General features: G+C 37.0%; 14 protein-coding genes, 6 pseudogenes and 1 other annotated feature. Of the genes and pseudogenes, 11 read left to right on the top strand and 9 right to left on the bottom strand.

What is annotated here, in order from left to right:
* Positions 1-3 precede the first annotated feature (3 nt).
* Complete coding sequence (gene mmuM / locus EGX96_RS00615) at positions 4-948, top strand: homocysteine S-methyltransferase (protein WP_000532339.1); 945 nt, start codon at positions 4-6, stop codon at positions 946-948.
* 92 nt (positions 949-1,040) lie between these two features.
* On the opposite strand, the gene EGX96_RS00605 is transcribed toward mmuM, so the two are convergent.
* Entirely contained in the window at positions 1,041-3,149 is a 2,109-nt protein-coding gene (locus tag EGX96_RS00605) for an AAA family ATPase (protein ID WP_000002814.1), read from the bottom strand.
* 269 nt (positions 3,150-3,418) lie between these two features.
* Positions 3,419-3,552: a sequence feature (ribosomal protein L10 leader region), on the top strand.
* Between the two features lie 29 nt (positions 3,553-3,581).
* Between EGX96_RS00605 and rplJ the strand changes: the two genes are divergently transcribed.
* Complete coding sequence (gene rplJ, locus EGX96_RS00600) at positions 3,582-4,082, top strand: 50S ribosomal protein L10 (RefSeq protein WP_001287288.1); 501 nt, start codon at positions 3,582-3,584, stop codon at positions 4,080-4,082.
* Between the two features lie 63 nt (positions 4,083-4,145).
* A complete protein-coding gene (gene rplL, locus EGX96_RS00595) occupies positions 4,146-4,511 on the top strand; it encodes a 50S ribosomal protein L7/L12 (RefSeq protein WP_001196975.1) in 366 nt (121 codons plus the stop codon).
* Between the two features lie 134 nt (positions 4,512-4,645).
* Here the strand turns inward: rplL and EGX96_RS00590 are convergent, their stop codons facing one another.
* The 4 genes and pseudogenes from EGX96_RS00590 to EGX96_RS00575 all read right to left on the bottom strand — a co-directional run.
* Complete coding sequence (locus tag EGX96_RS00590) at positions 4,646-5,881, bottom strand: AbiH family protein (protein WP_000248014.1); 1,236 nt, start codon at positions 5,879-5,881, stop codon at positions 4,646-4,648.
* A gap of 86 nt (positions 5,882-5,967) precedes the next feature.
* Positions 5,968-6,773, bottom strand: a protein-coding gene (locus tag EGX96_RS00585; protein WP_088181596.1) for an IS5-like element IS1381A family transposase whose coding sequence is annotated in 2 segments (ribosomal slippage) — positions 5,968-6,396 and positions 6,399-6,773 — 804 coding nt in all. Because the reading frame shifts where the segments join, the coding sequence is not laid out codon by codon here.
* A 93-nt stretch (positions 6,774-6,866) separates the two neighbouring features.
* A pseudogene (locus EGX96_RS00580) lies at positions 6,867-7,970 on the bottom strand (IS3-like element ISSag2 family transposase).
* A 70-nt stretch (positions 7,971-8,040) separates the two neighbouring features.
* Positions 8,041-8,564, bottom strand: a pseudogene (locus tag EGX96_RS00575) (transposase); the annotation flags it as partial.
* 35 nt (positions 8,565-8,599) lie between these two features.
* On the opposite strand from EGX96_RS00575, the pseudogene EGX96_RS00570 reads away from it, so the two are divergent.
* The 8 genes and pseudogenes from EGX96_RS00570 to EGX96_RS00535 all read left to right on the top strand — a co-directional run.
* Positions 8,600-8,959: pseudogene (locus EGX96_RS00570) on the top strand (ParA family protein); the annotation flags it as partial.
* A gap of 68 nt (positions 8,960-9,027) precedes the next feature.
* Positions 9,028-9,258, top strand: a complete 231-nt coding sequence (locus EGX96_RS00565; RefSeq protein WP_000863581.1) for a hypothetical protein — start codon at positions 9,028-9,030, stop codon at positions 9,256-9,258.
* Positions 9,259-9,307: 49 nt separating this feature from the next.
* Positions 9,308-9,916, top strand: a complete 609-nt coding sequence (locus tag EGX96_RS00560) for a hypothetical protein (RefSeq protein WP_001866489.1) — start codon at positions 9,308-9,310, stop codon at positions 9,914-9,916.
* A gap of 107 nt (positions 9,917-10,023) precedes the next feature.
* Positions 10,024-11,357 (top strand): annotated as a pseudogene (locus EGX96_RS00555) (ISLre2 family transposase).
* Positions 11,358-12,011: 654 nt separating this feature from the next.
* Complete coding sequence (gene scpA/B / locus EGX96_RS00550) at positions 12,012-15,464, top strand: C5a peptidase ScpA/B (protein ID WP_001227841.1); 3,453 nt, start codon at positions 12,012-12,014, stop codon at positions 15,462-15,464.
* Positions 15,465-16,045: 581 nt separating this feature from the next.
* Positions 16,046-17,323 carry a group II intron reverse transcriptase/maturase gene (ltrA, locus tag EGX96_RS00545; RefSeq protein WP_001292555.1) on the top strand — a complete coding sequence of 426 codons (1,278 nt, stop codon included), beginning with the start codon at positions 16,046-16,048 and terminating at the stop codon, positions 17,321-17,323.
* A 233-nt stretch (positions 17,324-17,556) separates the two neighbouring features.
* A complete protein-coding gene (gene lmb, locus EGX96_RS00540) occupies positions 17,557-18,477 on the top strand; it encodes a metal ABC transporter substrate-binding lipoprotein/laminin-binding adhesin Lmb (RefSeq protein WP_000755138.1) in 921 nt (306 codons plus the stop codon).
* 12 nt (positions 18,478-18,489) lie between these two features.
* Positions 18,490-20,958 (top strand): pneumococcal-type histidine triad protein, encoded by a 2,469-nt coding sequence (locus EGX96_RS00535; protein ID WP_000754589.1) that lies wholly within the window; start codon positions 18,490-18,492, stop codon positions 20,956-20,958.
* A 198-nt stretch (positions 20,959-21,156) separates the two neighbouring features.
* Here the strand turns inward: EGX96_RS00535 and EGX96_RS00530 are convergent.
* From EGX96_RS00530 to EGX96_RS00515, 4 genes and pseudogenes are all read right to left on the bottom strand, one after another.
* Positions 21,157-21,396: pseudogene (locus EGX96_RS00530) on the bottom strand (integrase core domain-containing protein); the annotation flags it as partial.
* 39 nt (positions 21,397-21,435) lie between these two features.
* Positions 21,436-22,571 (bottom strand): annotated as a pseudogene (locus tag EGX96_RS00525) (IS3 family transposase).
* Between the two features lie 220 nt (positions 22,572-22,791).
* Positions 22,792-23,897, bottom strand: a protein-coding gene (locus tag EGX96_RS00520; RefSeq protein ID WP_123957805.1) for an IS3-like element ISSag2 family transposase whose coding sequence is annotated in 2 segments (ribosomal slippage) — positions 22,792-23,621 and positions 23,621-23,897 — 1,107 coding nt in all. Because the reading frame shifts where the segments join, the coding sequence is not laid out codon by codon here.
* A 188-nt stretch (positions 23,898-24,085) separates the two neighbouring features.
* On the bottom strand, positions 24,086-24,682 hold the full coding sequence (locus EGX96_RS00515) for an Ltp family lipoprotein (RefSeq protein ID WP_123957804.1): 597 nt from the start codon (positions 24,680-24,682) through the stop codon (positions 24,086-24,088).
* Positions 24,683-24,829: the final 147 nt, after the last annotated feature.

Here is a 24,829-nt window from a genome sequence, read left to right as displayed (position 1 = left end):
CTTATGGGAAGATTTAAAGAACTTTTAGAGAGTAAAAAAACTCTCATCCTACATGGTGCCTTGGGGACCGAGCTTGAGAGTAGAGGTTGTGATGTTTCTGGGAAACTTTGGTCAGCCAAATATCTGATTGAGGATCCAGCAGCTATTCAGACCATTCATGAAGATTATATTCGTGCTGGCGCTGATATTGTGACGACATCAACTTATCAGGCGACTTTACAAGGACTAGCTCAAGTTGGTGTCTCTGAAAGTCAGGCAGAAGATTTGATTCGCTTGACTGTTCAGTTGGCAAAAGCTGCGCGTGAGCAAGTTTGGAAAAGTTTGACAAAAGAAGAAAAATCAGAGAGAATCTATCCTTTGATTTCTGGGGATGTTGGTCCCTACGCTGCCTTTTTAGCGGATGGCTCTGAGTACACTGGACTCTACGATATTGATAAGCAAGGTCTTAAAAACTTCCATCGCCATCGTATTGAGCTTCTTTTAGATGAGGGTGTTGACATTCTGGCACTTGAAACCATTCCAAACGCTCAGGAGGCTGAGGCTCTTATTGAGCTACTTGCCGAGGATTTCCCTCAGGTTGAGGCTTATATGTCATTCACCTCTCAAGATGGTAAGACCATCTCAGATGGTAGTGCTGTTGCAGACTTGGCGAAAGCTATTGATGTTAGCCCACAGGTCGTGGCGCTGGGCATTAACTGTTCAAGTCCATCGTTAGTTGCTGATTTCTTGCAAGCAATAGCAGAGCAGACTAACAAGCCTCTTATGACCTATCCAAACTCTGGAGAGGTTTATGATGGGGCAAGCCAATCTTGGCAATCTAGCCCTGATCATTCACACACCCTACTTGAAAATACAAGTGACTGGCAAAAACTTGGCGCCCAAGTTGTCGGAGGTTGTTGCCGAACTAGACCAGCTGATATTGCTGACCTCTCTGCACATTTAAAATAAGTAAAGTATCTTGAAGAAGGTTAGGGTAAGTTTGATTTCCTTTTTCAATCCACTAGAAAACCCGCTTGGATTCTTCCAAACGGGTTTTGTTTTTATCTTTCAGAAATGACGATTTGGCCATCTTGCAAATTAGCTTTTAGGTGTTTAACGTCTGTATGATCGAGATAGTAGTCTGTGATGCGATCTCGAATTTCTTGCTCGATGACACGGCGCAATGGACGTACTCCCATTGCTTCGTCATAACCCAGTTCAATTAAGTGTGATTTAACATTTTCATCTACCACAAGGTCAATTCCTTTTTTGCTAATTGTTTGGTTAACTTCATCAAGCATCAAATCTACAATTTCGCTTAAGTCATCTTTGCTTAGGTGAGAGAATTCAATAACACCATTGAAACGATTTAGAAATTCTGGACGGAAATATGGAGAAATTCGTTCCATAATTTTCAAGTCTTTATCGCTGTCACCTGTAAATGCTTCGTTTCCAAAACCTGCATTTGAGGTTGCAATGATAACAGTATTTTTAAAGTTAATAGTGTTTCCTTGACCATCAGTTAAACGGCCATCATCTAGAACTTGAAGGAGAAGCGTGATAACTTGCGGGTCAGCTTTTTCGATTTCATCAAGAAGAACAATAGAATAAGGATTTCGACGGATACGTTCTGTTAGTGTATTACTATTGTCGTCATAACCAACGTAACCAGCAGTCGCTCCAATTAGCTTAGAAACTGCTGTACGATCATTATATTCAGACATATCAAGTCTAACGATAGCATCCTTTGATCCGAACATATCAAAAGCTAATTGCTTTGCTAGCTCGGTTTTACCAACTCCAGTTGGTCCAACAAATAGAAAGCTACCAATCGGACGATTACCATCATCGAAACCAGCACGATTTCGGCGAATAGCTCTCGCAACTGCCTCAACAGCATCATTTTGACCAATGACTTTACCTTTTAGACGATTGCCAAGTTCTTTTAAGCGTTCAATATCACTAGCACCCATATTTGATACAGGAACTCCAGTTAGACGCTCAATTGACATAGCGATATCGTTGATAGTTGCAGTGACTTTTTGTCCTTCGGTATGATTATCAATCTGGTTTTGTAACTCTTCAATGCGTGTCTTGACCTTAAGAGCTTCTTCAAAATCTTCAGTATTGACAGCTTTTTCTTGCTTGTCTCTTTGCTCAGCGATTTCTTTTTCTAAGGATTTAAGGTCAGTTACGGGATGTTGCGCAGCTAGGTGTGCAGCAGTCATATCAATAAGGTCAATTGCTTTATCAGGGAGACTTCTTTGTGGGATGTATTGAATAGATAAATCTACAGCTGCTTTCAAAACAGAGTCAGGTAAAACAACATTATGATGTTGCTCATAGAGGTTTCTTATCCCCATAAGGATATTGAAAGTATCTTGTGCAGAAGGTGCATTGACTTTAACTTCGTTAAAGCGACGTGCTAAGGCAGCATTCTTGAGAATGGTGTTACGATATTCATCTTGAGTAGTTGCACCTATAACCGTTAACTCACCACGTGAAAGTGCAGGCTTAAGTATATCTGCGAGCCCCTTAGAGCCACTATCACCACCAGTTGAACCGGCTCCTAATATTTGGTGTATTTCATCAAAGAAGAGAATAATATTTCCTGTTTCCTTAACTTCTTTTATGATATTTTGAATATTTTCTTCAAAACTACCCCTATATTGGGTGCCAGCTTCAAGGCTAGAAATATCTATCGAAATGATTTCTTTATTTTTGATAGCAGCAGGGACATCACCATTTATAATTGCTTGTGCCAAACCTTCAATAACAGCTGTTTTACCAACACCTGCATCACCAACCAGAACAGGATTATTTTTAGTACGACGAGCTAGAATTTCTGCAGTTTCCTGAATTTCTTTGTTTCGTCCAATAACTGGATCTAGCAAATGCTGACGTGCTTGATCGGTTAAATTAGTTCCTAATTTAGTCAAAACACTATCTGCAGAGACTTGGTTTGTAGGAGTGTTTTGGTTATTTAGCTCTTGACCGGGGAGTTTTCCAGTTTGACGATATTGACTGAATTCTTCAGGAGTAACTTCCCGTCCATTGATTAAGTATCGCTTATTCTCACTGTTATAGCCCCCCATATTTCCCATTAGAGAATTAAAAATATCATCCATATTTCCAAAAGGGTCACGATTATAAAAATTATTATTTGCCATATATTAAATACCTCAATTGATTTTAATTTTTGAAAGTTAATTATTGATTCCTATACTTTAATACATATAGAGAGGTCTAATTTAAATATTTAATTATCTTTCTGGTACTATAATACACCTTTAGTCAGTAAAGGTCAATAAATAAATACTAAAATATTATTTTTTTGATATAAAGATAACTATTTTAGTATTTTTTGGTACTATAAAATTATTTCAGAAAAATAATAAAAATTATTGACAATGCTAGAATTATAAGTTATACTATTTAAAGTTTCTGATGAAACTGACCTAAGACAGTAGGGGAGCAGTGCTCATAATATTCCTACCGAGGCACAAAACGTCATTATAAAATAACGTATTGTACTTTCGTGTCTAGGTTTAGGTGCGATTTTTTTGTGCCTATCCCAAAAAATAAAAACGGAGGTAAAACTAATGAGTGAAGCAATTATTGCAAAAAAAGCTGAACAAGTTGAACTTATTGCTGAGAAAATGAAAGCAGCAGCAAGTATCGTTGTTGTTGATTCACGTGGTCTTACTGTTGAGCAAGATACTAACTTACGTCGTTCACTTCGTGAAAGCGATGTTGAGTTTAAAGTTATCAAAAACTCAATTTTAACTCGTGCAGCTGAAAAAGCAGGTCTTGAAGACCTTAAAGAACTTTTTGTTGGTCCATCAGCAGTTGCGTTTTCTAACGAAGATGTTATTGCACCAGCTAAAGTTATTAGCGATTTCGCTAAAGATGCAGAAGCTCTTGAAATCAAAGGTGGTTCAGTAGACGGTAAATTCACTTCAGTTGAAGAAATTAACGCTCTTGCTAAATTACCAAACAAAGAAGGTATGCTTTCAATGCTCCTTTCAGTACTTCAAGCGCCAGTACGCAACGTTGCATATGCTGTCAAAGCAGTTGCAGAAAAAGACGAAGAAGTGGCATAAGCACTCTTCAAGTAGCCTAGCTACATAATTTTATATTAAAACATATTTTTGGAGGAAATAACAATGGCATTAAACATTGAAAATATTATTGCTGAAATTAAAGAAGCTACAATTCTTGAACTTAACGATCTTGTAAAAGCTATCGAAGAAGAATTTGGTGTAACTGCTGCTGCTCCTGTAGCTGCTGCCGCTGCTGGTGGTGAAGCTGTTGCTGCTAAAGACTCATTTGACGTTGAATTAACAGCTGCTGGAGACAAAAAAGTTGGCGTTATCAAAGTTGTTCGTGAAATCACAGGCGAAGGTCTTAAAGAAGCTAAAGCTATCGTTGATAACGCACCATCAGTTATCAAAGAAGGTGCTTCAGAAGCAGAAGCTAACGAAATCAAAGAAAAACTTGAAGCTGCAGGTGCTTCAGTTACTCTTAAATAATCATCTATTGGTTGTTTAAAGGTGAAAGCCTAGTTTTAAAGTCTTTTCGTTAAAGTTAAGGCGATTAAAAAAGGAAAGATTCAATTGAATCTTCCCCACAAACACCCTCACAATATTTTGTGGGGGTGTTTTGTTTAATATGGATTTAGAATATCATTATAAAGTATTTCTTGAATAATTAAACGATTTTCTAATTGAAGTTTTGTGAATAAATTTCTGCCATGATTCTTATTATTAAAAGTATCTCCATATTTTTCAATTAATTTATGTACTGCATGAACTTGTTGAGATTTAATTTGTTCCCTAATATTCTCGTTATAACAACTCCAATAGAAAATTAGTACAGTGTCACTGGAATAAAGATTAATTGAGTCAAAAATTGATTGAAAATAAGAATAGTCTGCTTCACCCAGACCATGACCATAAAATTTTATAAAAGTTAGTTCAGAGGGAATTGGATATTGAAATATATTTCCGTTCTGTAATATCCTGTATGATTTGGTAAATTCAACAGGCAGGGTAACATTTTTATCTTTTTGTATATCAATTAAAGAATCATAATCTATTCCAAAAATAATATTTTTATCATTCAGGGTTCCATGAATATTACGTTGTAATTTATCTATTCTAGGTAATGTATAATTAAAATTCAATATTGATGTTTCAACATTAAATTCATTATTACTTTCTAAGTCATAAATGTAGCTAAGAAATCCTTCATAGGAATTGAAACAATTTTCGTTATGAAAATCATGTAGTGCAACAAAAGAATTACATGTGAATGCACTAGAAATATTACTTTTATACAAGAGTTCAAAAATAATTCGAGATTTTAATAAGTAATTATTTCCCAATTTAGTTATATCTTTAAAATAATCATCTTTTGATTGTTCCTGGATCTCTATTTGATTAGTTAAATAAGAACAAAACTCATCTTCGACTATTTTTAAATCTTTTTGAATTAGTAATAATAAATTATCTAGTTCTGGAACAATAGGTATACCATTATGATTCCACAAAAAATTATGGAGTGCTTTTTGCGTTAGCTCCTCACTGGTAGAGTAATCATTTCTTGAGTAATCAGTGCTTAATGTTTCGATATATATACTCTCAATATCTTTGCCACTTAAAATTGTTTCGTTATTATATAGTGTTATAATGTTTTTTAGATGTACTGAAATTAATTTCTCAATATCACTCCATAAATCGCTAGACAATTTTTTATTATAACATGATCTCAAAATATAATACCAAAAACTACTAGTACTGTCTGAATCTTTAAATCTAAAATTGAAAAAATCCATATATCCTGACTTTAAATCCGAAGCTCTATCAAATCCATTTCCTAAAATTATTAATTGGTTTACCATTTCTTAAGTCTCCTAAATAATCTAAATATATTATAATTCATTATTAGATTATTTGTTATAGAAAATTTATTAGACTTCCTGCGAAACTAAAATCCTAGTTCACGGTTGATCATTCCAGCAATCAAATTCATTCGTAATCCAAACCGTTTGCGTCGATTTCGATAGGTTGTTGAAAATATTTTAAACGTTTTTACTTTGGCAAAAATATTCTCAACCTTGATTCTCTCTTTGGATAGCGTATGGTTATAGGTTTTATCTTCAAGAGTTAGTGGCTTAAGTTTGCTTGATTTCCTCGGAGTTTGCGCTTGTGAATACATCTTCATGATCCCTTGATAACCACTGTCTGCCAAGATTTTAGCAGCTTGTCCGATGTTTCTGCGACTCATTTTGAACAACTTCATATCGTGGCAATAGTTCACTGCAATATCCAAAGAAACAATTCTCCCTTGGCTTGTGACAATCGCCTGAGCCTTCATAGCATGACATTTCTTTTTACCAGAATAATTCGCTAGTTGATTTTTTTAGGACGATTGATTTTTACCTCTGTTGCATCCACAATCACCGTATCCTCAGCACTAAGATGAGTTTTTGAAATCGTAAAACCACTTTGAATAAGAGTTGATTCAACCCATTGACTTCGACGGATTAAGTTGCTTTCGTGAATGCCAAAATCAGCCGCAATTTGTTCATAAGTGCGGTATTCTCGCATGTATTGAAGAGTAGCCATGAGGAGATCTTCTAAGCTTAACTTAGGGGTTCGGCCACCTTTTGCGTGTTTACGTTGATAAGCTGTTTTTAACACAGCTAACATCTCTTCAAAAGTAGTGCGCTGAACACCAACAAGGCGCTTAAATCGTACATCAGTTAATTGTTTGCTTGCTTCATAATTCATAGAACTATTGTACCATATTTTGTTTCGCAGGAAGTCTATTTAAAAAGATTGAAAAGGCAACACTTTTCTGTACAACATTTATAAAGTGTTTTTCTAGGCAATTAATCTTTTAGTCATTGGTGTTTGGTAGTTGAGACTACCATGAATGCGGTGGTAATTCCACCAATGAACATAGTCTTTAGTCTTAAGAGCTAGTTCTTCCAGCAATTGAAAGGTTTCTTGATAAACAAATTCAATTTTGAAAGCACGATACGTACTTTCAGCTACGGCATTGTCATAAGGACAACCAGTCTGACTAAGCGAACGTGTGATTCCAAAGGCTTCCAATATTTCATCAATTAACTGATTATCAAACTCTTTGCCACGATCTGAATGGAACATCTTGACTTTGGTCAGGGCGTAAGGGATGCTTTGTATGGCTTGCTTAACGAGTTCAGCGGTCTTGTGCCAACCAAGAGACAGGCCGATGATTTCACGGTTGTATAGGTCAATGATGAGGCAAACATAAGCCCAACGATTGCCTACACGAACATAGGTTAAGTCAGTGACTAAGGCCTGTAGTGGTCTTTCTTGCTTAAATTGCCTGTCTAAGTGGTTGGGAATAGGGGCTTCATTCTTGCCTCTAGAATGTGGTTTGAAGGTGGCTTTCTGATAAACAGAAACCAAATTGAGTCGCTTCATAATGCGTCGAATCCGACGACGTGAAAGTGTGATACCTTCGTTATTCAAGCATATTTTGATTTTCTGGATCCGTATCTGGACTCGCTATCGAGGAAATTCTTTTAATAGTTTCTTCAAACTCCGTTTCAGATACTGACTCCACGGCTTGATAGTAATAACTTGAGTGTGGCATATTCAGCCAGCGACACATCTTTGAAATGCTGTATTTATCCTTATTAGCAGTGATTATTTCCCTTTTTGTGCCATAATCACCGCTGCTTGCTTTAGGATATCTAATTGCATTTCGAGTTCTTTATTGTGTTTTCTGAGTTCAATTAGCTCCCGCTGTTCATCTGTCAGATTATCAACAGACTTGAATGAACCAGTTGTTTTGGCTTGTCTAACCCACTTATCGAAGGTGGAAGGGGTTAGCTCATATACCTTGATGAGACTGCTACGCTTTCTACCAACATTGTAAAGGTCAACAATTTGTTGCTTAAAATCATCGGTGAAGTGACGACGTACTTTTCTAGACATGGTTTTTCTCCAGTTTTTCTTAAGTGTAGAACACTTTATAATTTCTGTCTAGTTTAGTGTAACCTATTCAAATTCTTCCTTCAGAGATTTTTGTGTCATAGTCTCTTTGAAGAATGACCTTGATAGACTTCACACCAAGTCTTTTGTTCGCTTTGGTATAAATCTCAAGTATTTGTTTTCTATAAATTTGATTATCCAATTCTCTTTTTGAGGGCTTATGTTTTAGAAATTTATAGTAAGTGGAGCGATTGACACGTAAAACACGACACAAGGTTGTTGTGGCGTGTTCAAAGCGTAACCGATAGACAGCGAGGAGTCTTACTTTAAGTTTTGCATGAATATGGCACTTGCTTTTTTTAGGATAAGGTTCTCCTCTTCAAGCTGCGCATTACGTTTTTGTAACTCTTGTATTTGCTTGGCAGTAAGTACAGAATTATCTTCGAGTTTGACTTGGGAATACTGTTTGATCCATTTTGCAAGCGTAGAAGTGGATACCCCATAGTCTTTACAGAGTTCAGACTGAGTTTTTCCAGTTTGATAAAGGTTAACAAGAGATTGTTTGAATTCTTCATCATAGCGTTTAAATGTTGACATAGGTTGTCCTTTCGTTTTTGTGTCTTTTAAAACAGATTGTAACACACAAAGTTTTGTCTACTTTTATAGTATACATCCATCTTTCTGAAAGACTTGAAGAATTTAAAACAGAGGCATTTGACTTTAAAACTCGAGCAAGTTATGTCACAGCAAAATTATTCTTTTTAGGTAATATGATAAAGCATAATACCAACTCTTCAAAAGAATTAATAAGATCACTAAAGAATGATAAATCAGTTCTTGCAATGATTCCTCATAAAGAGTTATTTAACCGCTCAACATTGGACAAAAAGTCTCTATCTTATATGATGTCTGATAAAGAATTATATTCAAGAGATAGTAAATTCTTCAAAGAAATTGATTTTACATTTAGGAAAATTACTGATAAACTATAAATATAATTACAAATATAAACATAGTTATATACATAAATATGACTATGTTTATAAGAAAGAGGATGAATATGGCATTTGAACCAAAAAATTCGGAACTAACAAAAGTTCTAAAAGAAAGTTTAGATGAAGAAAAGAAAGAAATTTTCTCATCTGAAATGAATATTAGGGACTTTGAACGTACAAAACAATATCAATTTACACTTCAACCTTCAGTCCGAAAAAAAATTGATAGGCTATCAAAAGAAAAAGGCTATCGTTCAGCATCATCTTTTATAAATGACTTTTTTAAAAATTTGTAAACAAAGTTTGAATTATATTTATTATGGAAATCATTATTAGATGGGAAAAATGGTTAAGAAAAAAGTAAAGAAAAAAAGTGGTTGTGGTGGATGTTTAAGTTTAATAATAGTGATAATTATTGTTAGTAGTGTTATAAATTTATTTACAGGTTCTGAAAGCAGTAATACTTCTAAAAAGAATAAGACAAATCCTAGTGGTGCGACAAGTGCAAAAGTCGTTAAACACAAAAAAACTGATGAAGAACGAGCAGAAGATTATATAAAAACGTTAGGATTAAACCCGAGTGATTATATAAAAGAAATGGATTATTCAAAGGTTGATTTTAAGGGGGATTTATCATCAGTATCAGGTAATTATAATAATTTTACTGTTGAAAACATCAATCAAACTTTTGAAAAAGGTGATAAATCTTTAAAAGATATTATTGAAATTTTTGGAAAGCCTGATACAATTTGGGTTAATTACGTTGACAATCAGTACAATACTGATTTGTACTGGAAAAAAGATGACACAGATGATTCTAATTATATTCATGCAGAATGGTCTGAGCCAAAAGATGAATATGATGTTCAAAGTTTAAGTGGCACGGCTTCAAATTCAGGTACTGGCAAGTTTCAGTCATTCATTGGATTAGATGGATTTGAGCCTGCACAGTAGGATAAATAGAAAGATCACGTTATTAAATGTGGTCTTTTACTTTAACTTTTCGAATAAAAAATAGCAATAATATTCTAATCCTGTAACAAAAATTGTAAAATATTATCATGGAAGTTAAAAAATTCTCGGAAAAAGATTTTGTAAATGAAATAAATAAAATAAAACAGAAACAATTTTTAAGTCAAATTGAACAGTATGAAAGCTATATCGCTCCTCAAATGAGAACGAAAGGCTATAAGAGGATCAATCAGTCTGAACGTACGGTTGTTTTCTCTTTTGGAGAAATAACATTTAGTAGGAGTCGCTGGACAAATGGCTTTGAAACTAGAATACCAGTAGATGAGTGGTTAGGTCTTGAAAAATATAAGAGATATTCAATAGAATTCTTATATCATGTTGCAAAATTGGCTACAATGATGCCTTATCGTCAAGTTTGCAAAGTAATAGATAGCACTTTGCAAACAATCATAACAAAAGACTGTGTTTTAAAAGCAGTAAAATTTGTAGAAAAATTGTTAAAAGAAAAAGAACGCTATCGTTTTTATTTGGAAGAGCCACCCGAACGTAAAAAAGTGAAAAAACTGTATGTTGAGGGTGATGGAGTCATGATTAAAAGCACAGATTCTAGAGAGGAAAGAAGGTATTTAGATTTAACACATTTTGTTATTCATACAGGCTCAAAAAAAGTTTCTACTAAAAGATATGAATTGCGGGACAAGCACGAAATATTACAGCTTAATTATGATAAAGCTAAATATAATCTTTTAGATTATATTTATAATAACTATGAAGTAGATGACTATACTATTTTAATCACTAACTCTGATATGGGTAAAGGCTATACTAGTAGAGTTTTTAAGGAATTAGGAAAAGCACTTAAGGTAAAGAAACATGAGCATTTTTGGGATATCTATCATGTTAAAGAAAAGTTAAGTTCATACCTTAGAAAATATCCAATTGAATTAACCGATTTTGCTTTAGATGCGGTAAAAAAATATAATTCTGATAAGCTTGAATTAGTTTTTGATACTGTTGAATCACTGATTTGTGATGAACTTGAAGATCAAGAATTTCAGAAGTTTAAGAAAAAAGTATTAAATAATTTCAAATATATAAAACCAGCTCATCTTAGAAATCTTTCAAATCGTGGTATTGGTATCATGGAATCACAACACAGAAAGATAACGTATAGAATGAAGCGACGTGGCATGTATTGGTCAAAGTGGGGAATCTCCACAATGGCAAATATGATTATACTTGAAAGAGCTAACGGTTTACGAGAATTATTTTTCGGTTCTTGGAGAAAGGTATACAGTGAGTATAAAGAAGGTTCATTAGTGCAGGGCGACTTTTTAAAAAGACAGATGAATTAGATAAATTTTCTAAGCCCCTTCTAAAAAATGGCAGAAAATGGAGTATAACAGGAATCAAAACAAAATAGAAAAAGTCTAAAGATACCTTTATTTCTAGCGTTTTTTTGCATGTTTTAACTTGCATTAAATCTTCTAAAGTAGTATAATTATATTAAAGAAAAGCAAAAAAGGTGAAGGAGCGCGAACTCCTACACCAAACCGATTAAGACAAATACCACTTGCTTAATCAGTCGAACCTTATTGTAGCATAACTAAAACAATACCGTCAAGACTGAACAAGCAAAAAATACTTGTTTTGGTCTTTTTAAGAATAATTCAAGTTTTCTTAAATTTATGAGGTATCGACTAATCTCAAAATTTCAGACACATACCTGAGTGAACATCAAGAGAGAACCGATCGGTTCTCTCTTTTATGTCTAAAAGAATGAGGTTAAGGAGGTCACAAACTAAACAACTCTTAAAAAGATGACCTTTACTAATAATCGTCTTTGTTTTATAATAAAGATGTTAGTAATATAATTGATAAATGAGATACATTTAATCATTATGGCAAAAGCAAGAAAAATAGCTGTGTCATATGCAAATAACCCCTGTTTGCTCTTTAAAAAAGACGTTATCCTTATTTCTCTACACACAGACGGATAGCTAGGAGAGAATCGTTTGATTCTCTCTTTTCTTAATGGTCATAAAGACAAAGTCTCTCATCATGAAAGGACGACACATTGCGTAAAAAACAAAAACTACCATTTGATAAACTTGCCATTGCGCTTATATCTACGAGCATCTTGCTCAATGCACAATCAGACATTAAAGCAAATACTGTGACAGAAGACACTCCTGCTACCGAACAAGCCGTAGAACCCCCACAACCAATAGCAGTTTCTGAGGAATCACGATCATCAAAGGAAACTAAAACCTCACAAACTCCTAGTGATGTAGGAGAAACAGTAGCAGATGACGCTAATGATCTAGCCCCTCAAGCTCCTGCTAAAACTGCTGATACACCAGCAACCTCAAAAGCGACTATTAGGGATTTGAACGACCCTTCTCATGTCAAAACCCTGCAGGAAAAAGCAGGCAAGGGAGCTGGGACCGTTGTTGCAGTGATTGATGCTGGTTTTGATAAAAATCATGAAGCGTGGCGCTTAACAGACAAAACTAAAGCACGTTACCAATCAAAAGAAAATCTTGAAAAAGCTAAAAAAGAGCACGGTATTACCTATGGCGAGTGGGTCAATGATAAGGTTGCTTATTACCACGACTATAGTAAAGATGGTAAAAACGCTGTTGATCAAGAACACGGCACACACGTGTCAGGGATCTTGTCAGGAAATGCTCCATCTGAAATGAAAGAACCTTACCGCCTAGAAGGTGCGATGCCTGAGGCTCAATTGCTTTTGATGCGTGTCGAAATTGTAAATGGACTAGCAGACTATGCTCGTAACTACGCTCAAGCTATCAGAGATGCTGTCAACTTGGGAGCTAAGGTGATTAATATGAGCTTTGGTAATGCTGCACTAGCTTACGCCAACCTTCCAGACGAAACCAAAAAAGCCTTTGACTATGCCAAATCAAAAGGTGTTAGCATTGTGACCTCAGCTGGTAATGATAGTAGCTTTGGGGGCAAGCCCCGTCTACCTCTAGCAGATCATCCTGATTATGGGGTGGTTGGGACACCTGCAGCGGCAGATTCAACATTGACAGTTGCTTCTTACAGCCCAGATAAACAGCTCACTGAAACTGCTACGGTCAAAACAGACGATCATCAAGATAAAGAAATGCCTGTTATTTCAACAAACCGTTTTGAGCCAAACAAGGCTTACGACTATGCTTATGCTAATCGTGGTACGAAAGAGGATGATTTTAAGGATGTCGAAGGTAAGATTGCCCTTATTGAACGTGGCGATATTGATTTCAAAGATAAGATTGCAAACGCTAAAAAAGCTGGTGCTGTAGGGGTCTTGATCTATGACAATCAAGACAAGGGCTTCCCGATTGAATTGCCAAATGTTGACCAGATGCCTGCGGCCTTTATCAGTCGAAGAGATGGTCTCTTATTAAAAGACAATCCCCCAAAAACCATTACCTTCAATGCGACACCTAAGGTATTGCCAACAGCAAGTGGCACCAAACTAAGCCGCTTCTCAAGCTGGGGTCTGACAGCTGACGGCAATATTAAGCCGGATATTGCAGCACCCGGCCAAGATATTTTGTCATCAGTGGCTAACAACAAGTATGCCAAACTTTCTGGAACTAGTATGTCTGCACCATTGGTAGCGGGTATCATGGGACTGTTGCAAAAGCAATATGAGACACAGTATCCTGATATGACACCATCAGAGCGTCTTGATTTAGCTAAGAAAGTATTGATGAGCTCAGCAACTGCCCTATATGATGAAGATGAAAAAGCTTATTTTTCTCCTCGCCAACAGGGAGCAGGAGCAGTCGATGCTAAAAAAGCTTCAGCAGCAACGATGTATGTAACAGATAAGGACAATACCTCAAGCAAGGTTCACCTGAACAATGTTTCTGATAAATTTGAAGTAACAGTAACAGTTCACAACAAATCTGATAAACCTCAAGAGTTGTATTACCAAGTAACTGTTCAAACAGATAAAGTAGATGGAAAACACTTTGCCTTGGCTCCTAAAGCATTGTATGAGACATCATGGCAAAAAATCACAATTCCAGCCAATAGCAGCAAACAAGTCACCGTTCCAATCGATGCTAGTCGATTTAGCAAGGACTTGCTTGCCCAAATGAAAAATGGCTATTTCTTAGAAGGTTTTGTTCGTTTCAAACAAGATCCTACAAAAGAAGAGCTTATGAGCATTCCATATATTGGTTTCCGAGGTGATTTTGGCAATCTGTCAGCTTTAGAAAAACCAATCTATGATAGCAAAGACGGTAGCAGCTACTATCATGAAGCAAATAGTGATGCCAAAGACCAATTAGATGGTGATGGATTACAGTTTTACGCTCTGAAAAATAACTTTACAGCACTTACCACAGAGTCTAACCCATGGACGATTATTAAAGCTGTCAAAGAAGGGGTTGAAAACATAGAGGATATCGAATCTTCAGAGATCACAGAAACCATTTTTGCAGGTACTTTTGCAAAACAAGACGATGATAGCCACTACTATATCCACCGTCACGCTAATGGCAAACCATATGCTGCGATCTCTCCAAATGGGGACGGTAACAGAGATTATGTCCAATTCCAAGGTACTTTCTTGCGTAATGCTAAAAACCTTGTGGCTGAAGTCTTGGACAAAGAAGGAAATGTTGTTTGGACAAGTGAGGTAACCGAGCAAGTTGTTAAAAACTACAACAATGACTTGGCAAGCACACTTGGTTCAACCCGTTTTGAAAAAACGCGTTGGGACGGTAAAGATAAAGACGGCAAAGTTGTTGCTAACGGAACCTACACCTATCGTGTTCGCTACACGCCGATTAGCTCAGGTGCAAAAGAACAACACACTGATTTTGATGTGATTGTAGACAATACGACACCTGAAGTCGCAACATCGGCAACATTCTCAACAGAAGATAGTCGTTTGACACTTGCATCTAAACCAAAAACCAGCCAACCGGTTTACCGTGAGCGTATTGCTTACACTTATATGGATGAGGATCTGCCAACAACAGAGTATATTTCTCCAAATGAAGATGGTACCTTTACTCTTCCTGAAGAGGCTGAAACAATGGAAGGCGCTACTGTTCCATTGAAAATGTCAGACTTTACTTATGTTGTTGAAGATATGACTGGTAACATCACTTATACACCAGTGACTAAGCTATTGGAGGGCCACTCTAATAAGCCAGAACAAGACGGTTCAGATCAAGCACCAGACAAAAAACCAGAAGCTAAACCAGAACAAGACGGTTCAGGTCAAACACCAGATAAAAAAAAAGAAACTAAACCAGAAAAAGATAGTTCAGGTCAAACACCAGGTAAAACTCCTCAAAAAGGTCAATCTTCTCGTACTCTAGAGAAACGATCTTCTAAGCGTGCTTTAGCTACAAAAGCATCAACAAGAGATCAGTTACCAACGACTAATGACAAGGATACAAATCGTTTACATCTCCTTAAGTTAGTTATGACCACTTTCTTCTTGGGATTAGCAGCTCATATATTTAAAACAAAACGCCAAAAAGAAACTAAAAAATAGTATTACTTAAACTGATAAGAGCTTATTTAATAGAGAGAACCAATTTGGTTCTCTCTATTTTTTTATAGTACGACGGGCATGTCGTACATCTGAGGTGCAAGTCCTCTGTGGGCACCCGCTACCGGTGAACCCAATAGCGACTCCCAAGCTTGACTATCGTGAGGTAGCGGGGAGAGGAAGGGATAGCGAAATCGTGGCTCTACGAACAGAAACGTGATATGAAGGCGTATATAGCGGATGAGGGGGCTATAAACTCTAAAGTCCAAATAGGTAGTCGTAACCTATATACGTAAATCACGAGAGTAAACCAGGAAAGATGTCCGACTTATCCCGTGAGGTCCTGTCGAGGGTAAAACCTAGTAACAACGAACGACAAGAAGTCAGCCGAACCCATAGTAGTGATGAAGTTTCTGTAATGGAAATGGAACGAAGGGGTGAACAACTAATCGAAGTAATCCTACTTCACTTGTGTCTGTAAAACAAACGGTCTGATAGAACTAGATGCGGTTACGTATTGACTAGAGGAAGGTTCACCAATGTAAGATATCATGCAGACAACGAAAAAAGAAAGGAATACGCACATGTCAGAATTGCTAGATAAGATATTATCTCGGAACAATATGCTTGAAGCTTACAAGCAAGTGAAATCAAACAAAGGTTCTGCTGGTATCGATGGGGTCACTATCGAGCAGATGGATGACTATCTTCACCAAAATTGGCGAGAAACCAAGCAACTCATCAAAGAGAGGAGCTATAAACCTCAACCGGTTCTCAGGGTTGAAATCCCAAAACCAAACGGAGGAGTTCGTAACCTAGGTATCCCGACGGCTATGGATAGAATGATTCAGCAGGCCATCGTTCAAGTTTTGAGTCCACTCTGCGAAAAACATTTTTCAGAGTATAGCTATGGGTTCAGACCCAATCGCTCCTGCGAAACAGCCATTGTTCAGCTACTTGAGTATTTAAACGATGGCTACGAGTGGATTGTGGACATTGACTTGGAAAAGTTCTTCGATACTGTTCCGCAAGACAGATTGATGTCCCTGGTTCATAATATCATTCAAGATGGCGATACGGAGTCACTGATTCGTAAGTACTTCCATTCGGGAGTTGTTATTAACGGACAGCGACATAAGACTTTAGTCGGGACACCTCAAGGCGGGAATCTATCACCCCTCCTATCTAATATTATGCTTAATGAGTTAGACAAAGAGTTGGAAAAGCGAGGTCTTCGCTTTGTCCGTTACGCCGATGACTGTGTCATCACTGTCGGAAGCGAAGCAGCTGCTAAGCGGGTCATGCATTCGGTCAGTAGCTATATTGAGAAGCGATTAGGGTTGAAAGTCAACATGACTAAGACCAAGATTGTCAGACCGAACAAACTCAAATACCTCGGATTTGGTTTTTGGAAATCTCCAAAAGGTTGGAAGTGTCGTCCTCACCAAGACAGCGTTCAGAGCTTTAAGCGAAAACTGAAGCAACTGACGATGAGGAAATGGAGCATTGACCTGATAACTCGCATTGAACGATTGAACTGGGTCATTCGAGGATGGATAAACTATTTCTCGCTTGGCAATATGAAGAGTATCATGACACAAATAGATGAGCGTCTGCGAACCCGTATTCGAGTGATTATCTGGAAGCAATGGAAGAAGAAAGCAAAGCGCCTATGGGGACTCTTAAAACTAGGAGTTGCTAGATGGATAGCCGATAAAGTTTCTGGATGGGGTGACCACTATCAGTTGGTAGCTCAGAAGTCGGTACTCAAACGTGCTATATCAAAACCAGCCCTCGCAAAGCGAGGACTGGTCAGTTGCTTAGATTACTATCTTGAACGACATGCGTTAAAAGTTAGTTGAACCGCCGTATGCCGAACGGCACGTACGGTGGTGTGAGAGGGGCTAGAGATTAGCCTCTACTCGATTGTGCTACCTCATCAAAAAGAAGTTAGGACAAATAGCTGTCAACAATTGCCTTTTGCTTATCCCTTCAGTTGATGTGATAAAAGATGGTAGTTGTCATTGACAAAGCATTGATAAAGGAGTAAAATTAACTGGTTAATAACTGGTTAAATTATAATTGAGGAGGTACTATGAAAAAAGTTTTTTTTCTCATGGCTATGGTTGTGAGTTTAGTAATGATAGCAGGGTGTGATAAGTCAGCAAACCCCAAACAGCCTACGCAAGGCATGTCAGTTGTAACCAGCTTTTACCCAATGTATGCGATGACAAAAGAAGTATCTGGAGACCTAAATGATGTGAGGATGATCCAATCAGGTGCAGGCATTCATTCCTTTGAACCGTCTGTAAATGATGTGGCAGCTATTTATGACGCGGATTTGTTTGTTTACCATTCACATACCTTAGAAGCTTGGGCAAGGGATCTAGACCCTAATTTAAAAAAATCAAAGGTTAATGTGTTTGAAGCGTCAAAACCTCTGACACTAGATAGAGTCAAAGGGCTAGAAGATATGGAAGTCACACAAGGCATTGACCCTGCGACACTTTATGACCCACATACCTGGACGGATCCCGTTTTAGCTGGTGAGGAAGCTGTTAATATCGCTAAAGAGCTAGGACATTTGGATCCTAAACACAAAGACAGTTACACTAAAAAGGCTAAGGCTTTCAAAAAAGAAGCAGAGCAACTAACTGAAGAATACACTCAAAAATTTAAAAAGGTGCGCTCAAAAACATTTGTGACGCAACACACGGCATTTTCTTATCTGGCTAAACGATTCGGCTTGAAACAACTTGGTATCTCGGGTATTTCTCCAGAGCAAGAGCCCTCTCCTCGCCAATTGAAAGAAATTCAAGACTTTGTTAAAGAATACAACGTCAAGACTATTTTTGCAGAAGACAACGTCAACCCCAAAATTGCTCATGCTATTGCGAAATCAACAGGAGCTAAAGTAAAGACATTAAGTCCACTTGAAGCTGCTCCAAGCGGAAACAAGACATATCTAGAAAATCTTAGAGCAAATTTGGAAGTGCTCTATCAACAGTTGAAGTAAAGGAGATTATTAGTGAAGAAAACATATGGTTATATCGGCTCAGTTGCTGCTATTTTACTAGCTACTCATATTGGAAGTTACCAGCTTGGTAAGCATCATATGGGTCTAGCAACAAAGGACAATCAGATTGCCTATATTGATGATAGCAAAGGTAAGGTAAAAGCCCCTAAAACAAACAAAACGATGGATCAAATCAGTGCTGAAGAAGGCATCTCTGCTGAACAGATCGTAGTCAAAATTACTGACCAAGGTTATGTTACCTCACACGGTGACCATTATCATTTTTACAATGGGAAAGTTCCTTATGATGCGATTATTAGTGAAGAGTTGTTGATGACGGATCCTAATTACCATTTTAAACAATCAGACGTTATCAATGAAATCTTAGACGGTTACGTTATTAAAGTCAATGGCAACTATTATGTTTACCTCAAGCCAGGTAGTAAGCGCAAAAACATTCGAACCAAACAACAAATTGCTGAGCAAGTAGCCAAAGGAACTAAAGAAGCTAAAGAAAAAGGTTTAGCTCAAGTGGCCCATCTCAGTAAAGAAGAAGTTGCGGCAGTCAATGAAGCAAAAAGACAAGGACGCTATACTACAGACGATGGCTATATTTTTAGTCCGACAGATATCATTGATGATTTAGGAGATGCTTATTTAGTACCTCATGGTAATCACTATCATTATATTCCTAAAAAAGATTTGTCTCCAAGTGAGCTAGCTGCTGCACAAGCCTACTGGAGTCAAAAACAAGGTCGAGGTGCTAGACCGTCTGATTACCGCCCGACACCAGCCCCAGGTCGTAGGAAAGCCCCAATTCCTGATGTGACGCCTAACTCTGGACAAGGTCATCAGCCAGATAACGGTGGTTATCATCCAGCGCCTCCTAGGCCAAATGATGCGTCACAAAACAAACACCAAAGAGATGAGTTTAAAGGAAAAACCTTTAAGGAACTTTTAGATCAACTACACCGTCTTGATTTGAAATACCGTCATGTGGAAGAAGATGGGTTGATTTTTGAACCGACTCAAGTGATCAAATCAAACGCTTTTGGGTATGTGGTGCCTCATGGAGATCATTATCATATTATCCCAAGAAGTCAGTTATCACCTCTTGAAATGGAATTAGCAGATCGATACTTAGCCGGCCAAACTGATGACAACGACTCAGGTTCAGATCACTCAAAACCATCAGATAAAGAAGTGACACATACCTTTCTTGGTCATCGCATCAAAGCTTACGGAAAAGGCTTAGATGGTAAACCATATGATACGAGTGATGCTTATGTTTTTAGTAAAGAATCCATTCATTCAGTGGATAAATCAGGAGTTACAGCTAAACACGGAGATCATTTCCACTATATAGGATTTGGAGAACTTGAACAATATGAGTTGGATGAGGTCGCTAACTGGGTGAAAGCAAAAGGTCAAGCTGATGAGCTTGTTGCTGCTTTGGATCAGGAACAAGGCAAAGAAAAACCACTCTTTGACACTAAAAAAGTGAGTCGCAAAGTAACAAAAGATGGTAAAGTGGGCTATATTATGCCAAAAGATGGCAAGGACTATTTCTATGCTCGTTATCAACTTGATTTGACTCAGATTGCCTTTGCCGAACAAGAACTAATGCTTAAAGATAAGAAGCATTACCGTTATGACATTGTTGATACAGGCATTGAGCCACGATTTGCTGTAGATGTGTCAAGTCTGCCGATGCATGCTGGTAATGCTACTTACGATACTGGAAGTTCGTTTGTTATCCCACATATTGATCATATCCATGTCGTTCCGTATTCATGGTTGACGCGCAATCAGATTGCAACAATCAAGTATGTGATGCAACACCCCGAAGTTCGTCCGGATGTATGGTCTAAGCCAGGGCATGAAGAGTCAGGTTCGGTCATTCCAAATGTTACGCCTCTTGATAAACGTGCTGGTATGCCAAACTGGCAAATTATCCATTCTGCTGAAGAAGTTCAAAAAGCCCTAGCAGAAGGTCGTTTTGCAGCACCAGACGGCTATATTTTCGATCCACGAGATGTTTTGGCAAAAGAAACTTTTGTATGGAAAGATGGCTCCTTTAGCATCCCAAGAGCAGATGGCAGTTCATTGAGAACCATTAATAAATCTGATCTATCCCAAGCTGAGTGGCAACAAGCTCAAGAGTTATTGGCAAAGAAAAATGCTGGTGATGCTACTGATACGGATAAACCTGAAGAAAAGCAACAGGCAGATAAGAGCAATGAAAACCAACAGCCAAGTGAAGCCAGTAAAGAAGAAAAAGAATCAGATGACTTTATAGACAGTTTACCAGACTATGGTCTAGATAGAGCAACCCTAGAAGATCATATCAATCAATTAGCACAAAAAGCTAATATCGATCCTAAGTATCTCATTTTCCAACCAGAAGGTGTCCAATTTTATAATAAAAATGGTGAATTGGTAACTTATGATATCAAGACACTTCAACAAATAAACCCTTAACCAAAAGAAGATCTCATTGTTAAAGCACTGCTTTGTCAAAGCAAGTTACGGTGATTTTGAAGTCATTCTATGTAACGAGTAGTGATAAAAGTTGGATAATAGCGGTTTTCTTTTGCAAAGAAATGGTATCCATGTTAGAATAGTAAAAAAAGAGGAGGATTCTTGGACTAATGTCAAATAAGTAGACAGAAAACTGTGTTATTTTATTGCGTTAAAATAATTTTCTTCTTTCTGATTAGGGGTTAGTCCTAGATTAGCCGTATGTGGGATGTAATTGTTATAAAAATTCTCAATGTATTCAAAGCAGTCTAATTGAACCTGTTTGATATTTTGATAATGTTTTCGGTTGATTTGTCTATGCTTTAAATACTTGAAAAATGCTTCAGTTACGGCATTATCATAAGGATATCCAGGATTAGAAAAAGAATGCATGATATTGGCACTGCACCCTAATAGTGAGACGCAAGAAAAACACTTTTAGGCAATCAGTTTTCTGTACTGTACAGGCGACTGGTCGTTTAATCTCTGTTGAATTCTAGTTTCATTATAAAATGTAATGTAATTTTTAACAATATTTGTTATACTATCTTTGTTGTATTTTCTCCTATTATGGAAATAAAAGGTTTCAGTCTTTAGGACGGTGTGAAACCATTCAATACAGGCATTATCTGCAGGTGTTCCTTTTCGAGACATTGAGCGGATAATGTCTTTTTCCGTGCAAGCCTGGTAGTAAGCCATAGAAGTATACACTGAGCCTTGGTCACTGTGTAAGATTGCTCCTTTATTTAGGCAATTTTAACTGATTAAGGGTGTCTAGTACAAAATCCGTGTCCTGACAATCTGAGATAGTGTAAGCTATAATTTCTCGGTTATAGAGATCCATAATTGATGAGAGATACAATTTACAGTTACCGAAATATAGGTAGGTAATATCTGTTACGAGCTTTTCCTTAGGCTTATCGGCATGGAAATCCCGACTCAATTTATTATCTGTTAAATAATAAGCTTTACCCAAATTGGGAACTTTCTTGGTACGTGTCCGACAAAGCCAGCCATTATTTTTCATGATACGATAGACTTTCTTTGTATTAACAGTCAATCCGTGGATTTTTTTGAGCAATCGTGTAATGGTACGATAGCCATAAATAAAGTGATTCTCCATACAGAGCTGTTCAATTAATTCAATAAGGTCATCTTTTTTTGCGGCTTCTCATACTCCTTTTTCCAACGGTAATAGGTCGACCGCTTGACCTTAAAACAGTCTAGAATGAAAACTATCGGGTAGTTGTTTTTATAGTCTTCCACAAGCTTGATAAGACTTACTTTATCGATTTCCTTATCAAGCCTCGATACTTTTTTAAGAGGTCAACCTGTAATTGTAATTGTTCCACTTCAGACAGATGTTCCAAGCCTTTACCGTAGGTATATTGCTTGCCAACACCTTGATGAAAACGATAAAGCTCCTCGTTTTCGTACCATTTCATCCAAGTATAGATTTGACTATTATTTTTGATGCCTAAAGTCTCCATAATAACTCTGTTAGACTTGCCTGCTTTCTTCATATCGATGCAAGCCAGCTTAGTTTCCCATGAATATGCTTTTTTAACCATAATAAAACACTCCTGTTTCTAGTTTACTAAATTTCAACAGGAGTGTTTTTCTTTTGTCTCATTTTAGGGATTCAGTGCCTATTGTTGTCATCAATTATTTTTCTAAATTCCCCGGACTTAAATTGTGACCCTTGGTCGGAATGAAAGAGAAGTGTTCCTTCAATCTTTCTTTTATTAAGTGAAAAGGCAACACTTTTCTGTACAACATTTATAAAGTGTTTTTCTAGGCAATTAATCTTTTAGTCATTGGTGTTTGGTAGTTGAGACTACCATGAATGCGGTGGTAATTCCACCAATGAACATAGTCTTTAGTCTTAAGAGCTAGTTCTTCCAGCAATTGAAAGGTTTCTTGATAAACAAATTCAATTTTGAAAGCACGATACGTACTTTCAGCTACGGCATTGTCATAAGGACAACCAGTCTGACTAAGCGAACGTGTGATTCCAAAGGCTTCCAATATTTCATCAATTAACTGATTATCAAACTCTTTGCCACGATCTGAATGGAACATCTTGACTTTGGTCAGGGCGTAAGGGATGCTTTGTATGGCTTGCTTAACGAGTTCAGCGGTCTTGTGCCAACCAAGAGACAGGCCGATGATTTCACGGTTGTATAGGTCAACGATGAGGCAAACATAAGCCCAACGATTGCCTACACGAACATAGGTTAAGTCAGTGACTAAGGCCTGTAGTGGTCTTTCTTGCTTAAATTGCCTGTCTAAGTGGTTGGGAATAGGGGCTTCATTCTTGCCTCTAGAATGTGGTTTGAAGGTGGCTTTCTGATAAACAGAAACCAAATTGAGTCGCTTCATAATGCGTCGAATCCGACGACGTGAAAGTGTGATACCTTCGTTATTCAAGCATATTTTGATTTTTCTGGATCCGTATCTGGACTCGCTATCGAGGAAAATTCTTTTAATAGTTTCTTCAAACTCCGTTTCAGATACTGACTCCACGGCTTGATAGTAATAACTTGAGTGTGGCATATTCAGCCAGCGACACATCTTTGAAATGCTGTATTTATCCTTATTAGCAGTGATTATTTCCCTTTTTGTGCCATAATCACCGCTGCTTGCTTTAGGATATCTAATTGCATTTCGAGTTCTTTATTGTGTTTTCTGAGTTCAATTAGCTCCCGCTGTTCATCTGTCAGATTATCAACAGACTTGAATGAACCAGTTGTTTTGGCTTGTCTAACCCACTTATCGAAGGTGGAAGGGGTTAGCTCATATACCTTGATGAGACTGCTACGCTTTCTACCAACATTGTAAAGGTCAACAATTTGTTGCTTAAAATCATCGGTGAAGTGACGACGTACTTTTCTAGACATGGTTTTTCTCCAGTTTTTCTTAAGTGTAGAACACTTTATAATTTCTGTCTAGTTTAGTGTAACCTATTCATATTGATAAAAACCCTCCTAAGTCTTAATGAACTTAGGAGGGTTTTTGCTATTTTACAGCTGGAATATTAGCATAAGCTATCAATTCTATTACATAAGGATAGACTATTGGTATGTCATCATTTCAAATGATCTACAGCATATTGGGCTTCATCATTTGTGAATTTATCGCCCAGCGTAGATGTCAATTGTTTATAGATTTCTTCTTTGGATAAAGAAGAACTACTTTGATAACTTTTAGCAGTCTCAAGAGCATTTTCTTTGAAATCTACTTTGAGATGGTCTATAGCATATTGGGATTCTTCTTTTGTAAATTTATCAGAGTGGGTTGCCTTATCTGGAGACTCCGAATAGAGCTGTTCAAAGATAGATTGTTTAGATAAATTCATGGTCTTTGAATAAATTTTGGCAGAAATCAAGGCATTTTTTTTGTAATCAACCTTGAGGTTATTAATCACAAAGTTGATGTCTTCTTGACGATATTTCTTAGAATCCTTTTTAAATTTTTCAATGATACTATCTTTAGACATATGGCCAGACTTAGCATATTCTCTTGCTTTTTTGACAATTTTTTTTTGAGTTTTATTAAATTTAATTTTTGCTTTCTTGGTGGCAGCATAAACGTTGTTATGATTAAAAATAGAAGTTGTTGGTGTATATAAGGCTATTCCTACTAAAAGAGTAGCGCAGATAAATAAGAATATCTTTTTGGTCATGTTTAGCTCCATCAGCTTTTTAGGTGAATCAGGTTTACACCTTGATTGATGCTTTGACATTAAGTCTAGATTAATTATAAGTATTAAGTAGAGAAAGGTCAAGAAATTACTGAGGTGGTAGTGTTCTAAATGTACTACTTTTTATAA

The sequence above is a fragment of the Streptococcus sp. FDAARGOS_520 genome (genome assembly GCF_003812685.1).
Lineage (GTDB): Bacteria > Bacillota > Bacilli > Lactobacillales > Streptococcaceae > Streptococcus > Streptococcus agalactiae.
Note: the sequence above shows the minus strand (reverse complement) of the source record. Positions and strands in the feature narration are given on the sequence as shown.

Bases quoted from the DNA above. Each gene is read 5' to 3' on its own strand.
- mmuM (WP_000532339.1), top strand. From the start codon at position 4: ATGGGAAGATTTAAAGAACTTTTAGAGAGTAAAAAAACTCTCATCCTA.
- EGX96_RS00605 (WP_000002814.1), bottom strand. From the start codon at position 3,149: ATGGCAAATAATAATTTTTATAATCGTGACCCTTTTGGAAATATGGAT.
- rplJ (WP_001287288.1), top strand. From the start codon at position 3,582: ATGAGTGAAGCAATTATTGCAAAAAAAGCTGAACAAGTTGAACTTATT.
- rplL (WP_001196975.1), top strand. From the start codon at position 4,146: ATGGCATTAAACATTGAAAATATTATTGCTGAAATTAAAGAAGCTACA.
- EGX96_RS00590 (WP_000248014.1), bottom strand. From the start codon at position 5,881: ATGGTAAACCAATTAATAATTTTAGGAAATGGATTTGATAGAGCTTCG.
- EGX96_RS00565 (WP_000863581.1), top strand. From the start codon at position 9,028: ATGGCATTTGAACCAAAAAATTCGGAACTAACAAAAGTTCTAAAAGAA.
- EGX96_RS00560 (WP_001866489.1), top strand. From the start codon at position 9,308: ATGGTTAAGAAAAAAGTAAAGAAAAAAAGTGGTTGTGGTGGATGTTTA.
- ltrA (WP_001292555.1), top strand. From the start codon at position 16,046: ATGTCAGAATTGCTAGATAAGATATTATCTCGGAACAATATGCTTGAA.
- lmb (WP_000755138.1), top strand. From the start codon at position 17,557: ATGAAAAAAGTTTTTTTTCTCATGGCTATGGTTGTGAGTTTAGTAATG.
- EGX96_RS00515 (WP_123957804.1), bottom strand. From the start codon at position 24,682: ATGACCAAAAAGATATTCTTATTTATCTGCGCTACTCTTTTAGTAGGA.